We start from the raw sequence: 14,252 nt of genomic DNA, 5'->3' as shown, positions 1-14,252 counted from the left end.
CGGCTTTCAACCTATTGACCCCCGACGGAGTCGTGATGGGTAACCAACCAAGGCGGGGGCTGATGGCAGTTGACGACGAGCATTTCCGAGAGTTCGTCGAGACGCGCTACATGGATCTCCTGCGCGTGGCGTACCACCTCACCGGGTCGGCGCAGGATGCCGAGGATCTGGTGCAGTCGGCGCTGGTGAAGGTGATGCGTCGGTGGCGTCGGGTCGACGACCCGATGGCGTACCTGCGACGAGTCATGATCAATCACCACATCAGCAGTTGGCGCCGCCACCGGGTGCACGAGGTGGTGACGTCGATCCTGCCGGACCGGTCCACCCGGGACATGACGGAGGCGATGACCGAGCGACACGCCCTGTACGAGGCGATGCGGGAGCTGACGCCCCGCACCCGAGCCGTGATCGTGCTCCGGTACGTGGTCGATCTGCCGGAGGCGGCGGTCGCCGCCGCCCTGGGCTGCTCGGTGGGATCGGTCAAGAGCCGGGCGTCGAGGGGTCTGGCACGCCTGCGTCTGGCACTGGCGTCGGACGCGTCGCCGCCGACAGAGGTGCCGAACACGCCCCCAGCGGCGGCCGATCCAGTACCGACCGGGACGACGACGATGACGGGGGCAACACCATGACTGTCGACGAGGAATTGGGCCGGGCGCTGGCCGAGCTGAGCAGGCCCCTGACCCCGCAGCCGGATCCGTACGGTCGAGCCAGGGCGCGTTACCGACGGGACCGGCAGCGCCGCCTCAATGGGCTGGCCCTCGCTCTGGTGGTCTCCCTGGGCGGAGCGGCCTTCGCGATCGCCGCCCCGGGCCGGAGCACCCAACCACCACCGGCAGCGGCGACGGAGTCCCTCGCACCCGCGTTGGCCTGGTCGGACAAACTCCTCCAGTCGCCACCGCGCGGCGTCGTCGGCCAGGACAGCGGCTATGTCCGCCAGCTCTCCGAACTCCTGTTGGCCGCGCAGCGCCGGGGAGGCTTTCCCCGGGTGAGTTTGCCGTTGGACGTGCTGGACAAGCCGACCACTGTGAAGGTGCTGTTCGTCGACGACGTCGGCGGTCGGCGGATCGCGCTCGCGGCCTTCGTCCGTGACCGGCCCGCGCCGGGCACCGACTGGCCGAGCCCCTCGGTGTGGCTGGTCGCCGACGAGGGTGCCGACGCCGACGAGTTGGCCAGCCCCGCCGCCGTACACAGCTTCGGGGACAGCCTGGAACCCTACGAAAGCCTCGCCCTGGACGCCCCGTCCGGTCCGTCAACGTCCGTCCACGTGGCGATCGCTCCCGCCGGGTGTGTCTTCCTCACCTCACCGTTGCCCAACGGCAGGGTGTTCCAGTGGACCCCGGAGCCGACCGGGTCCTACCTGATCCGTACCCCGCAGACCCAGCGGCCCGAATGGTGGCGGGTCGACTGCGGCGCGGTGACGCGCAAGACAACGCCGGGTCCGGGTTCGCTGGCACCGGAGCCGATCACCGACGCGCAGCTCGCGACCGCGATGTCCCGCGTACGCGGCGCTGTCCCGGAGCGGCACACCCGACTGCTGGTGTCGTCGTACGCCCAGTCGGAGGGATACCGACTGACCGCCCTGCCGAGCGCGGTCTGGGGCGGACAGGTCGCTGGCCTCCCCGCCCGCGCCGTCGGCGGAGCGCCGGACGCCGGCGGGCACTCGGCGGACAGCGGCAAGGCGACGGTCCTGGCTGCTCCCGCAGCCGGCGGCGGCTGGGCCGGTGAGGTGACGATCGACCTCGATCAGCCAAGGCCCGACGGCGTGGTCGGCACCAGCGACACCTTCACCGTCCCGACGGACCCGACCGACCCCGCGAGCATCCTGGTGGTGCCGATCGGCAACGACGTCGGCGGCGACGAGGGCGAGCGGTCCCTGCTGGTGGTGACGCCGGCGGCAGCCACCCAGGTACGAGTGGTGCAGGACGGGCGCGCGCGGACGACTGCGGTCAGCGGCTGCGGGGTGGTGTTGACAGTGCCCCACTCCCTGACGGGTCTCGTCGTCGAGGCACTCGACGCGTCCGGCCGGACGCTCGCCACCGGCCAGGTGGCCAGAGAGGGTCCGCCGTCGACACTTGAGACGGACACCTGGAACCAGGACTGAGCGTGCCCTGCCTGCCGAAACCACCGCCAACATAGGTACTTCTGCCGATCCCCCGAGGCGGTCAGCCACCTAGCGTCGGCAGCACCACTACCGTCCGAGGGGGACGCAGATGACCACCGCACTCGACTTCGACGCCGTGAAGACACGCCAGCAGGTGACCTGGGCCAGCGGCGACTACGGCGCTGTCGCCGCGCTCATCCATCCGATCGCCGAGTTGCTGGTGACGGCGGCGGACCTGTCGGCCGGTGCCCGCGTGTTGGACGTGGCGACCGGCTCCGGCAACGCCGCCATCGCCGCCGCCCGCTGCGGCTGCGTCGTGACCGGCGTCGACTACGTACCCGGGCTGTTGGAACGGGGTCGTCAGCGGGCGACGGCGGAGCGGCTCCCGGTCGCCTTCGTGGCCGGGGACGCGGAGCACCTGGCGCATCCCGACGGGACCTTCGACGCGGTGCTCTCCGTCGTTGGCGTGATGTTCGCCCCGGACCAGCAGCGGGCGGCTGCCGAGTTGGTCCGGGTCTGCCGCCCCGGCGGCACCGTGGCGCTGGCCTCGTGGACGCCCCAGGGGTTCGTCGGCGAGTTGTTCCGCACTGTGGCGCGGCATGTGCCGCCACCGCCGGGGCTGCGCGCGCCCGTCGAGTGGGGCGACGAGGCCCGGGTCCGCGAGTTGCTCGGCGGGGCCGTGGGCGACCTGCGGATGGTACGCCGGAAGTTCGTCTTCCGCTTCGGCACAGCCGAGGAGTTCACCGACTTCTTCCGGGTCAACTACGGGCCGACGGTGAAGGCGTTCGAGGCGCTGCCCGAGGAACGGCGACCGCAACTGCACGCCGACCTGGTCGAGCTGGCCCGCACGCACAACCGGGCCTCCGACGGCACGGTACGGATCCCGGCGGAGTACCTGGAGGTCGTGGCGCAACGGCTCGCCGACCCGGCCTGACGCCGCACCGCAACCGCTTCGGTGACGCCGAGTCGACCGAGGCGGCGGGCCTCAGCCACTGACGCACAACGGGCGGCCAGAGCCTCAGCCGCCGGACGCTCAACGGGCGGCCGACACCGAGTGCGGGCCTCGGCCGCCAGACGTACGACAGGCGGCCGACACCGAGAGGGCGGGCCTCGGCCGCCGGACGTACGGCGGGCGACCAACAGCGAGGCGGCCCGCCTCCGCCGGTCAGTCCTGTCGTTCGGTGCGCTCGATCTCGGCGAACGCGGCGGCCAGGTAGTCGTTCAACGGCACGCTTGTCGTCGCCAACAGGTCGGCCACCAGGAGCGGGGCGTGCCGGGCCAGCGCCGACGCGTCCGGAGGCGACTCGTCACCCTCGGGGTCGTACACCCCGAGGGCGCCGGCCAGCAGTACGAGCACCACGTGTGGGTCCACGTCCGAACGCCACCGCGTCGCGCCCTGCACGCAGCGGGTCAGCACCTGACGGATGTCGTCGCCGGTCAGCCCCTCCGGATGGCTCTCCTCGAGCAGCAACCGGACCACCGCGCCGAGCACCAGGCCGGAACGCTCGTCGGCGGCGAGGTCACCGACCGTCTCCTCGTACGCCTGACCGTCGCGTGCCTGGGCGGCGGCGACGGCCGCGGTGGCGGTCACCGCGATGGCGCGGGCGGGAGCGGGCAGATGTCGCCAGGTGCCGGTCATCGGGTCAGCATCGCAGACCCGGCGGACACCGACCGACGCCACCAAACCGAATGGATCATCGTGGGATTGGTCACCTGACGCCTCCGGCGACGACTGGGCGCGGCCAAAACGGTTCGCGTGCTGTCACACCTGGCGAACAGAATGCCGGACATGCTGCGTCGTGCCCTGCCCCGCCGAATGGAAGCCCGCCGGATCCTGCTCGGCACCCTGCTGTCGGCGATCGGGCGCGGTCTGACCCTGCCGTTCCTGTTCATCTACCTGACCGACGTACGCGGGCTCACCGACGCCCGCGCCGGGCTGGTGATCGGCTGGTACGGCGTGGTCACCCTGGCGCTGTCGCCGCTGGGCGGGACGCTCATCGACCGGATCGGCGCCCGCCGGGTCGTGATGCCCTGCCTGCTGATCGAGGCGATCGGCACCGGCTCGCTCGCGCTTGTCCACTCGACCGGTTCGGCCCTGCTGGTGATGACGGTGATCGCCATCGGCAGCTCGGCGATCTGGTCCGGGCAGAACACGATCCTCGCGTCGCTGACCGACGACGGCGAGCGGCAACGCGTCTTCGGGCTGAACTTCGCCCTGCTCAATCTCGGTATCGGCATTGGTGGCATGACCTCCGGCGCGATCGTCGACACCGCCCGGCCGGGCACCTTCCAGACGATCTACCTGCTGGACGCGCTGACCTACCTGCTGCCGGCGCTGATCCTGCTCAGCCTGCCCAACGTGGGCCACCGACTGGGCAGCCGTCGCAGCGTCGACGAACCGTCACCCGGCGGCTACCTGACAGTGCTCCGCGACCGCCCCTTCCGACGGCTGGTGATCTTCGGGTTGATCCTCACCACCTGCGGCTACGCGCAGGTCGAGGTGGGCTTCGCCGCGTACGCGGTGCGAGTGGTCGAGGTGAACCCCCGGGTCGTGGCCTGGGCGCTCGCGGCAAACACCCTGATGATCGTGCTCGCGCAACTGCTGGTGATCCGCCGGATCGAGGGACGCAGCCGCACCCGGGCGCTCGCCGTGGTGGGAGCGGTGTTCGCCGCCGCCTGGCTGGTCCTCGGCGCGGCTGGCCTGGTCACCCACGAGAGTGCCCTGCTGGCCGCCGTGTGTGTGGTGGCCTGCTCGGCGATCTTCGGCTTCGGCGAGACGATGCTGTCGCCGGTGATGCCCGCGCTGACCAACGCACTGGCCACGGACGAGCTACGCGGTCGGTACAACGCGATGAGTTCGATGATCTTCGGAATCAGCGGCGTGATCGGCCCGGTGACCGCCGGCCCGCTCATCGGCGCCGCCGACGGCAGGGTCTGGGTGGCGACGGTGGTCGGCGGTTGCCTGGTTGCCTCGCTGGTCGCGCTCTCCCTGCGCCGGCTGCTCAGCGCCGAACAGGACGGCCTCGCGACCACCACTCCGGCATCCCCCGCCCCCGCACCCGCCCCGGCCTGACCTCGAACACCTCTTGCGCGGCCCGCAACATGCCCTTCCGCGCCGGCCCCGCGCACACTGGCCCCGCGCGCCCTGCGCCCCGCGCGCTCCGTGCCCCGCGCGCTCCGTGCCTTACGCGCACTGGGCCCCGCGCGCCCTGCGCCCCGCGCGCACTGCGCCCCGCGCGCACTGCGCCCCGCGCGCACTGGGCCCCGCGTGCGCCGGCCCCGCGCGCTCCGCGCCTCACCAAGCACGGCAGCCGGGCTGGTCGGACAGGTCGGCCACCGCCCTCGTGACGCGCCCCGCACCTCACCAAACACCCCCGCCAAGCGCCAAGCGCCGCAGGCCCCAGCGTTCCGGCGTCCCGGCGCCTCCGCGCCCCAACGCCCCACCCCGCGCCCCCGCGCCCCCGTGCCCCAGCGCCCCAGCGCCCCAGCGCCCCAGCGCCCCAGCGCCAAGATCCGCACAACATCAGGGATGTTGCTGTCTCGGGCGCGCGGGAGGCAGCAATATCCCTGATGTTGCTGGGACCTTCCCCGTTTGGCGGGCTCAACCGGTGGTTGCAACCTTCCCCTGATCTTCGTTGAGGTGGTTATGGCATCGAGGTTGAGCCCGCCTTGATCTCGTGGTGGACCAAGATCGTGCTGGATCCTGGATGTCAACGCCGTTGCGTTAGGTGGAACGGCTGTTCGTCAACCAGCACTGCCTCGCCGATCATGGAGTTGTGGTGGGTGACAGAACGCCCGTAAAACCCCAAAGTCGGCACCACAACTCCATGATCGCCAAGCCGAGCCCAACCCGCTCCCCGATCGGGCACTTCCTGTCCCGGGTTGACCCGCCGGCTACAGCCCTAACGCAACGGTGTTGTCCTGGATGTACTGGCATCCTCAAGCGCCGATGCCACTACGTCCTCGTTCGAGCGCGATCTTGCCCAGTGCGGGCGCGGATAGGCCCAGGCGCAAGCAGGCGCGGGTCCTGGGACGGGCGCGGCACGGCCCCGAGCGCGGGACAGGGCACGAGCGCGGGACAGGGCACGAGCGCGGGACAGGGCACGGCACCGGCACCGGCACGGCACGAGCGCGGCACCGGCACGAGCGCGGCACCGGCACGGCACCGGCACGAGCGCGGCACGGACCCGAGCGCGGGACGGGGCACGAGCGCGGCACGAGCGCGGCACCGGCACGGCACGGACCACCGGCCACGCTCGGACGTGGGTAAAGAACGTCGACAACGGACGCGGGCGAGGCACGGGCAAGAACGGGTCGGGCCCCGGAGCACTCGCTCCGGGGCCCGATGATCGCGAGGTCGGCCGTCAGGCGGTGGGGGCCTCGGCGGTGGTGCGGATGCGGTCCAGCGTCGGTGCGGAGACCGGCGACTGGGCGGTCAGGTACGCCACGAACGCGTCCAGGTCGATCTGGCCGGTGACCTGGTTGGTCCCGCCGGTGAGGGCGCTGAAGCCGTCGCCGCCGCCGGCCAGGAAGTTGTTCACCGTCACCCGGTAGGTGGCGGCGGTGTCGACGGCGGTCCCGCCGAGGGTGAGGCTGCCCCGGACCACACGGGTGCCGGCGCACGGGTCGGCGACCGTGCCGGTGGTGCCGATCGGGTCGACCACATAGCTCACTGTCGACGACGGGTACAGCGTGCGGTTGGTGACGAACTGCTGCTCCAGGACGCAGTAGAGCTGTGCGCCGGTCAGGTCGAGTGTCACGAGGTTGTTGGCGAACGGCTGCACCGTGAACGCCTCCTCGTAGGTGACCGGGCCGGCGTCGAGGTCGGCGCGTACCCCGCCCGGGTTCATGAAGGCGGCGACCGCGCCCTCTTCGTCGTCGGTGGCGGCGAGTTGGGCGTCGGCGATCAGGTTGCCCAGCGGGGATTCACCCAGAATCGTACCGAAGAGGGTTTCCTGGCTCCGGGTGATCGCCTGGCTGGTCACGCCGACCTCGCGGCCGGCGACCGGGCCGAGCACCGTCTTGTAGTGGTTGATCAGTGCGGTCTGCTTCGGGTCCTTGGCGACGTCGCGGGTGACCACGACGTTGTTCGCGGCGGCGGAGATGACGTCACCGGACCGACGGTCGATCTTGAGGTCGATGTCGGTGACCAGGCGACCGAACGAGCTGGCGCTGGTTACCAGCTTGCCGTTTATGTCGCAGTTGTACGCCTGATGGGTGTGCCCGCTGACCACCACGTCGATCGACGGGTCCATCCGGTTGGCGATGTCCACGATGGGTCCGGTCATGCCGACGCAGTCGTTGATGCCGCCGGTTGCCGCCTGGGTGCCGCCCTCGTGCAGCAGCACGACGATCGTCTGCACGCCCTTGCGGCGCAGCTCGCGAGCGTACCGGTTGGCGGTGTCCGCCTCGTCGGCGAAGGTGAGGCCGGCGACGCCCTGCTGGCTGACGATCTGCGGGGTGCCCTCCAGGGTCATGCCGATGAAGCCGACCTTGACGCCCTGCACCTTGTGGATCGCGTACGGTGCCAGCAGCGGCTTGCCGGTGGCGGTCTTGAAGGCGTTCGCGGACAGGTACTTGAAGCCGGCGCCCCGGTAGGGGGTGCCGTCGGCGCAGCCGTCCACCGGGTGGCAGCCGCCGTTCTGGATCCGCAGCAGTTCGGCGGCGCCCTCGTCGAACTCGTGGTTGCCGACGCTGGCGTAGTCCAGCCCGGCCATGCTCAGCGCCTCGATCGTCGGCTCGTCGTGGAACGCGGCGGAGAGCAGCGGGGACGCGCCGATCAGGTCGCCGGCGGCGACAGTGATGGTGTTCTTCTTCTTGGCGGCGGCGCGCAGCTCGGCCAGGTGGGTCGCCAGGTATTCGACGCCGCCCGCGGCCTGCCCGGCGATGGTGCCGCTGGACCCGCTCGGCGGTTCGAGGTTGCCGTGGAAGTCGTTGAGGGCCAGCAGGGTGACGTCGACCGGCTTCGGTCGTGCGTCGGCCTGCTCGGGGCTGGTGGCGACCGCGCCGAACGCGGCCACCGCGAGCGCGGTCAGGCCAACAGCGGCCCGTCGCATCCCGGTCATGGACATTGATCTCCTCGGAAGAATCGGCGCCCGCGGGGCCCGGCCTCTGGGTCGACCGGGCCGCCGCGCGACACCGTCGTCAGGGTCGCGGTTGGCGGCGGTCAGGGGATGGCCGCCTGCCCCGACAGCCTCTCATCCGGACGCCGCCGGGTCGACCCAGAGCTGCGGGTACGCCTGTGACAGGCGTTTACCGCGGTCTGGCAGACATCGTCGTACCCGGGGTCTAGAAAGGACGGGATGGTGGGCGTGGACGGAGGCAGCATCGTGAGCGAGACGACACCGACGGCGGAGCAGGTGCGATCGGCGGACGGCACGCCCATCGCGTTCGAGCGGTCCGGTGCTGGGCCCCCGATCATCCTGGTCGGAGGCGCGTTCAGCGATCGCGGTGCGACTGGTGCGCTGGCGGCGGCGTTGGCACCGGATTTCACCGCTTTCGGCTACGACCGTCGAGGCCGGGGCTACAGCGGCGACACCGCGCCCTACGAGATCGGTCGCGAGATCGACGACCTGGCGGCACTGATCGCGGCGGCCGGTGGCTCTGCCGCGGTCTACGGGATCTCCTCCGGCGCGGTCCTGGCCGCCCTCGCCACCGCGCAGGGCCTTCCGGTGACCGGGTTGGCCCTGTTCGAGCCACCGTTCCAGGTCGGTCCGCACGTGGGCGTCTGGAGTGACCTCACCCCGCGCCTCATCGAGCTGATCGCCGCCGACGACAGGGACGGCGCGGTGCGGCTCTTCCTCGGCGACTCGGTGGGGCTGCCGGCGGAGGAGATCACCAGGATGCGGTCGCAACAGATGTGGGGCGCGCTGACCGCCGTCGCGCACACCCTGGTGTACGACTCGATCGTCACCGCCGGAGGGCGGCTGCCCGCCGACCGGCTGGCGGCCATCACCGTGCCGACTCTCGCCGTGCACAGCACCAGCAGTCCACAGTGGCTGCGCGACGCGAGTGTGGCAGCGGCCGAGGCGGTCCCGGGCGGCCGGTCCATCAGCCTCGACGGTGGTTACCACGACGTGCCGCCGGCGACGCTGGCTCCCGCGCTGCGCGAGTTCCTGCTCGGTTGACGACCACCGGCGCAACGGGCCAACCCGCGCAACGGGCCAACCGGCGGCCAGCGGATCAGCCGGCGCAGCGGGCCAACCGACACAACGGACCAGCCGGCGGCCAGTGGGTCAACCCTCGGCCAGCGCCTCGGTGACCAGGGCGGCGACGGCGTTGCGCGGCCAGGCGTCGGCCACTCCGGGCCGGGCGGCCAGATAACTGGTGATCCGCTCGGCTGGCCAGTCGTGTGCCTCACGTAGACCGCGGGCGATCATGCCGAGGTAGATGGGCGCGGGTGGTCGGCACCGCACGGCCGACGCCCCCTGGGGCGCGGTGAAGGTGAGCAGGGGGACGTCGCTGTGGCTGCCGGGACAGACCAACGTCTCGTACCGCCCGGGGCCGAGCGTCGCCCGTCCGTTGGCGACGGCGGCCTCGATCGCGGCGTCGGTCGCGGTGACCAGGTCGGCGGCGCCCGCTGGGCGGTACATCTCCTGGGCGGCGATGTCGGCGAACTGCTCCCTGGTGACCAGGTAGGCCCGGGCCGCCGCCCGGCCTGGCAGGTGCGGGTCGTAGAAGGCCATGCCGCCGGTCCAGGCGCGGGACTCGCCGGCGAAGTAGATGCCACCGGGCAGCGACACCGGGACCGATCGGCTCGGTGGGCGGCGGTCGCGGCAGCCCGGGTACGTTCGCCGACCGCCCGGCGGGCAGCCGCCACCGATGTACCACGCCAGGCGGGCGGCGTGCATGTTCGAGCCGTACGCGACATACCAGAGCACGACGGGCACCCTCAGGACGTGCAGGTCTGACCGGCCGAGTGGCTCACCTGCACTGTGTGTGTCACGCAGCCACCCGCCTCGACCAGGTGCAGCAGGAAGGCGGTTGGCTCCTCGACCCAACCGATCTGGTCGTCGGCGCTCATGGTGAGGGTGGCCTGCCTCCACGTGCTGGGTGCCACGGTGAGCACAGTGCCCGCGTACCCCGTGGTGACCGGGCGGTGCAGGTGGCCGGCGGCTACCCGGACGACGTGCGGGTGTCGCCGGATCACCTCGGCGAGCGCGTCACCGTCGGCGAGCCGGATGGTGTCGGCGACGGGGATGCCGACCGCGACTGGCGGATGGTGCAGGCAGAGCACGGCGGGTACCTCGGGTCGCCCGGCCAGTACCCCGTCGAGCCAGCCGAGCTGTTCCTCGCCGAGTTGGCCACCGTCGCTGCCGGAGACGAGCGAGTCGAGCACCACGACAGTCGCCGCCTCGTGGTCGACGTGGTAGTAGGCGGAGAAACCGCCGCCGAGCCACTGTGTGCCCCCGAAGGCGTCGAGCAGTGCCTCGCGGTCGTCGTGGTTGCCGGGGACCAGGTACACCGGCAGCGGGAACCGGCCGATCAGCTCGCGCAGCGCCTCGTACTCGTCCGGCCGGCCGTGATCGACCAGGTCACCGGTGATCACCACGCAGTCGGGGCGGGGCCGCAACGCCAGCACCCGGCCGAGCGCGCGGTGCAGCCCGGCGGCCGGCGCGGCGGCGAGCAGACCGGTGGTCAGGTGGGGATCACTGAGCTGAGCGATGAGCATGGGCGGCTCGCCTCCTCGGTGTCGAGGACTTCACGCTAGGGCCTGGGGCCCAGTTGTGGGGTGTGACCAGATCGGCCCGGCAGCGTTTCAGTAGCCGGCGAGCTGTGGGGCCAGCGCGACAGTGACGAAGCGGATCGCCCGGCCCAGCAGGCACGTCAGCGCGAAGGCGGCCGGGCGCATGGGTGTGCGTCCCAGGTAGACGCTGGCGGCCAGCAGCGGTGGAAAGCCGGTGACGGCACTGACCAGGAGCATGCCGTTGGACTGGCGGGGGCGTTCCAGCACCTCGACGAGCCGCGCTCCGGCCGCCTTCGGACGCGCCAGCATCGTGCCCAGTCGGCCCGGTTGCCGTGGCGCGGTGGGCGGGCGTCTGCTGAGCCGCTGTCGCAGCCACGTCGAGCGGATCGCGCCGCGCGCACCGAGGAAGATCAGGACTTTGCCGGCGGTCTGACCGACGGCGGCGGCCACGCCGAGCGCCACGGGTGGCGTGCTTGTCGTCGTCACGGCCGCGATCAGGTACGGCTCGGCCGGGGTGAACGGCAGGAAGGCCGACAGCAGCCCGACGGCCGCAGCCACCAGGACGGCGATCATGGCCGGGTGTGCGGAAGGTCCGCCGGCAGCCTGGCGGCGCAGATCAAGGAGACGACCTTCACCGCGGCGACCCCGAGGGCGAACGTGACGGCCACGGCCATCGGCGCGAAGATCGCCAGCAGCACCACCGCCGCGGTGTTCAGCGCCTTCGCCGGGGGAGACCAGTTCCACAGGTAGATGCGGTGGTCGACGCTGGCGAAGTAGTTCGGGCTGAGCAGTGGCCACCGCAGGAACATCAGGCTCAGCAACTGGTCGATGACCATGAACTGGACCAGGAACACCGCGATCGGCAGGGCCGTGGCCGGCCGCAGCACGATCAGCGCGGCGGCACAGGCCGAGGTGCAGGCACGGTCCGCGACGATGTCGAAGACCGCTCCGGTACGCGTCTCCTGGCCCAGCGCCCGGGCGGCGACACCGTCGAGGATGTCGCCGATCCAGTAGACCAGGTAGGCGGCGATCAGCAGGTGCGCGCTGCGTTGGCTCAGCGCCGCCACGGCGAGCCCGACGGCGCCGGCCGTGCGTACGGCGGTGATGGCGTTGGGAACGTTGAGCAGCGTGACCGGCGGGCTGAGGCTGAGGGTGGTCATTCGGCGTCCTTGAGGATGCGTTGCATGTCCGCGGTGCGTCGGTTCAGGTCGGCCAACTGCGCGCTCACGTCGGCGAGCAGGCGCTGCGTCTCGGCGGCCTGCTCGGCGTACTGCCGCTGGAGCTCGCCCGCCAGCGCGGTCCGCGTGCGGACACCCGCATACCAGACACCCGAGATGATCAGGGCGGCGACGACGACGAGGAAGACCGAGGCGGTGACGTCCATCTAACTGTGTCCATTCGGTACGGCATCGCCGTCTCCGGCGGTGCTGAGGGTCGTGGCGGCGGCCGCCACCACGTCGGGCGTGAGGTGCAACGAGAACGGCGTCGTCTCGTAGTACTTGAGTGCCTTGCCGTCTTCGGACAACTCCAGATGCGCGGTGACCAGCCCGGCCTTCTCCAGCTTCTTCAGGTGCACCTGAAGAAGTGCACGGCTGATGCCCAGATCGCGGGCGAGCTGTGAGACGTAGACACGTCCGCCGGTCAGCGCGGCGAGCACCCGCAGTCGGTGCGGGCTGGCCAGCGCGGCGAGGACCTCGACCAGCCGATCACCGCTCAGCTCACCCATAGCTCACCTTGGCTCATGCCAACCATTATTGGCAGGCGCAAAGACAATCGTCAACTGCGGCGCCCGATGATGCCGCCCACAGGCTGTGTCCACAGCCTGTGGATAGCACGTGTGTACGAAGTCCAGCCGCTCCCGCCACCGTGAGTACGCTTGATCGCGCGGTTCGGCGCCGGCCGGGCCCCTCCCCTACCTGGAACGACGTGCGAGTGGATCATCAGCGAGTCGTCCGTGACGTCACCGTCCACCTCCCGATGGCGTCGAGCGTGGCGGAAGCCTGTCGGTGGACGGTCACCGCGCTGTCCCGCCACACCCCCGCGACCATCTCCGTGCTGCTCGCGGTCCACGACCGCCTGCGGTGCGTCGCGGCGACCGGGGCGTGGCAGGTCTTCGCGACAGTGCCGGCGCGAAGCGGCATCGTCGGGCGGGTGTACGCCACCGGCAGCCCCGCCGTCGTTCCGGACGTGACAGTCGACCCGGACTACCTCCCGGTACGCCCCGACGTGACCACCGAGCTGTGCGTACCGGTGCTGGACCCGACGGGCCGGGCGATCGGCGTGCTCGACCTGCAATGGAGTGCGCCCACCGACCTGGAGCTGTGGCGCGAGACGACGCAGCGGCTGGCCGACCGGCTCGGCGCGCGGATCACCGCACTCGGCGGTCCGCCCGCGGAGAGCCGCAGCGAGAAGCTGCTCCGGCACACCTCCGCACTCGCCACCGCGCTCAGCGAGGGAGAGCTGATGGGCGCGGCGGCAAGCGCCGCCCGGGAGGTCTCCACCCTCTCCACCGCGGTGCTCCTGCTCGCCGGCCAACTCGGCCCACCTCCGGTGACGCCCGACGACCTGGAGACCCGGATCCGCGCCGAGCTGACCGAGGCCGGGCCGGCGGCCCTGCACCGGATGGTCGACCGGGCACACCGGTACGGGGCCGGGTACACGCTGGGCGAGGCGGGGCACCCCCCGACCGAGGACTACCGGCCGCTGACCCGGGCGGGGGCGCAGACGCTTGTCGCCGTACCGGTCGGGCCCCCGGAGGCCGGCGGGGTGCTGCTGGTCGCCGACGAACGCGCCCTCCGCCCGGACCCGACCACTGTCAGCCTGATGGAACTGCTCGCCGGGCAGGCCTGGACGAACCTCGACCGGCTCCGCACGCTGGCCCGACTACGGGAGCAGGCCAGCTCCGACCCGCTGACCGGGTTGCGGCACACCGGCCCGTTCGGGCAGCGGATCGCGGCGGCGACCCCGGGGCGTACGGCGCTGCTGGCGATCGACGTGGACGGCTTCAAGATCGTCAACGACACGTACGGCCACCAGGCCGGCGACCGGGTGCTTGTCGGGTTGGCCCGCGCTCTGGAGGAGGCGCTCCGGCACGGCGACGAGCTGTACCGGATCGGCGGTGACGAGTTCGTCGCGGTGATCGAGGTGAGCCGCCCCGAGGAGGCGGTCCGGATCGCCGAACGGCTGACCGAGGCGGCCCGACGCATCGGCCGCACGATCAGCGTGGGCGTGGCACTACCCCGTCCCGGCGAAACCCCCGACCGCACCCTGAGAAGAGCCGACCAGGCCCTGTACGCGGTGAAACGCCAAGGCCGAGACGGAGTCCTCCTCTCCGCCGCCTAACCCCACCCCACACCCCCGCCCCCGCCGCCCCCGCCGCCCCCGCCGGCGTCGATCAAGGAGTTGTGGTGCCCCGCAAAAGGCTTAGAGCTGGATAATTCGCCCACCACAACTCCATGATCGACC

14 protein-coding genes are annotated in these 14,252 nt (G+C 71.7%); 6 read left to right on the top strand and 8 right to left on the bottom strand.

Annotation, left to right across the window (positions count from 1 at the left end):
• Positions 1-62 precede the first annotated feature (62 nt).
• The 3 genes from AB0A95_RS06165 to AB0A95_RS06155 all read left to right on the top strand — a co-directional run bounded on the left by AB0A95_RS06165 (position 63) and on the right by AB0A95_RS06155 (position 3,035).
• A complete protein-coding gene (locus tag AB0A95_RS06165) occupies positions 63-629 on the top strand; it encodes a SigE family RNA polymerase sigma factor (RefSeq protein WP_357554565.1) in 567 nt (188 codons plus the stop codon).
• Positions 626-2,101, top strand: a complete 1,476-nt coding sequence (locus AB0A95_RS06160) for a hypothetical protein (protein ID WP_357554564.1) — start codon at positions 626-628, stop codon at positions 2,099-2,101. The genes AB0A95_RS06165 and AB0A95_RS06160 overlap by 4 nt, the downstream gene beginning before the upstream one ends.
• A gap of 109 nt (positions 2,102-2,210) precedes the next feature.
• On the top strand, positions 2,211-3,035 hold the full coding sequence (locus tag AB0A95_RS06155) for a class I SAM-dependent methyltransferase (RefSeq protein ID WP_357554563.1): 825 nt from the start codon (positions 2,211-2,213) through the stop codon (positions 3,033-3,035).
• 231 nt (positions 3,036-3,266) lie between these two features.
• Here the strand turns inward: AB0A95_RS06155 and AB0A95_RS06150 are convergent, their stop codons facing one another.
• Positions 3,267-3,740, bottom strand: a complete 474-nt coding sequence (locus tag AB0A95_RS06150; RefSeq protein WP_357554562.1) for a hypothetical protein — start codon at positions 3,738-3,740, stop codon at positions 3,267-3,269.
• 150 nt (positions 3,741-3,890) lie between these two features.
• Here AB0A95_RS06150 and AB0A95_RS06145 point away from each other — a divergent pair, with 150 nt between their 5' ends.
• On the top strand, positions 3,891-5,174 hold the full coding sequence (locus AB0A95_RS06145) for an MFS transporter (protein WP_357554561.1): 1,284 nt from the start codon (positions 3,891-3,893) through the stop codon (positions 5,172-5,174).
• A gap of 1,291 nt (positions 5,175-6,465) precedes the next feature.
• On the opposite strand, the gene AB0A95_RS06140 is transcribed toward AB0A95_RS06145, so the two are convergent.
• The gene (locus AB0A95_RS06140) at positions 6,466-8,172 is read right to left on the bottom strand and encodes a bifunctional metallophosphatase/5'-nucleotidase (protein ID WP_357554560.1); all 1,707 of its coding nucleotides are present in this window, start codon (positions 8,170-8,172) and stop codon (positions 6,466-6,468) included.
• A 258-nt stretch (positions 8,173-8,430) separates the two neighbouring features.
• On the opposite strand from AB0A95_RS06140, the gene AB0A95_RS06135 reads away from it, so the two are divergent.
• Positions 8,431-9,228 (top strand): alpha/beta fold hydrolase, encoded by a 798-nt coding sequence (locus AB0A95_RS06135; protein ID WP_357554559.1) that lies wholly within the window; start codon positions 8,431-8,433, stop codon positions 9,226-9,228.
• A 108-nt stretch (positions 9,229-9,336) separates the two neighbouring features.
• Here the strand turns inward: AB0A95_RS06135 and AB0A95_RS06130 are convergent, their stop codons facing one another.
• From AB0A95_RS06130 to AB0A95_RS06105, 6 genes are all read right to left on the bottom strand, one after another.
• Complete coding sequence (locus tag AB0A95_RS06130; protein ID WP_357554558.1) at positions 9,337-9,981, bottom strand: histone deacetylase; 645 nt, start codon at positions 9,979-9,981, stop codon at positions 9,337-9,339.
• A gap of 11 nt (positions 9,982-9,992) precedes the next feature.
• Positions 9,993-10,772 (bottom strand): phosphodiesterase, encoded by a 780-nt coding sequence (locus tag AB0A95_RS06125; RefSeq protein WP_357554557.1) that lies wholly within the window; start codon positions 10,770-10,772, stop codon positions 9,993-9,995.
• 87 nt (positions 10,773-10,859) lie between these two features.
• Complete coding sequence (locus tag AB0A95_RS06120) at positions 10,860-11,360, bottom strand: hypothetical protein (RefSeq protein ID WP_357554556.1); 501 nt, start codon at positions 11,358-11,360, stop codon at positions 10,860-10,862.
• Positions 11,357-11,947, bottom strand: a complete 591-nt coding sequence (locus tag AB0A95_RS06115) for a CDP-alcohol phosphatidyltransferase family protein (protein WP_357554555.1) — start codon at positions 11,945-11,947, stop codon at positions 11,357-11,359. Before AB0A95_RS06115 ends, AB0A95_RS06120 begins: the two co-directional genes overlap by 4 nt.
• Complete coding sequence (locus tag AB0A95_RS06110) at positions 11,944-12,171, bottom strand: hypothetical protein (RefSeq protein ID WP_357554554.1); 228 nt, start codon at positions 12,169-12,171, stop codon at positions 11,944-11,946. Before AB0A95_RS06110 ends, AB0A95_RS06115 begins: the two co-directional genes overlap by 4 nt.
• A complete protein-coding gene (locus AB0A95_RS06105) occupies positions 12,172-12,513 on the bottom strand; it encodes a helix-turn-helix domain-containing protein (protein ID WP_357525148.1) in 342 nt (113 codons plus the stop codon).
• A gap of 206 nt (positions 12,514-12,719) precedes the next feature.
• Here AB0A95_RS06105 and AB0A95_RS06100 point away from each other — a divergent pair, with 206 nt between their 5' ends.
• A complete protein-coding gene (locus tag AB0A95_RS06100; RefSeq protein WP_357554553.1) occupies positions 12,720-14,129 on the top strand; it encodes a sensor domain-containing diguanylate cyclase in 1,410 nt (469 codons plus the stop codon).
• Positions 14,130-14,252: the final 123 nt, after the last annotated feature.

The sequence above is a fragment of the Micromonospora sp. NPDC049230 genome (genome assembly GCF_040647875.1).
GTDB lineage: Bacteria > Actinomycetota > Actinomycetes > Mycobacteriales > Micromonosporaceae > Micromonospora.
The sequence above is the reverse complement of the archived record's forward strand: the minus strand, read 5'-3'. Positions and strand labels throughout refer to the sequence as shown.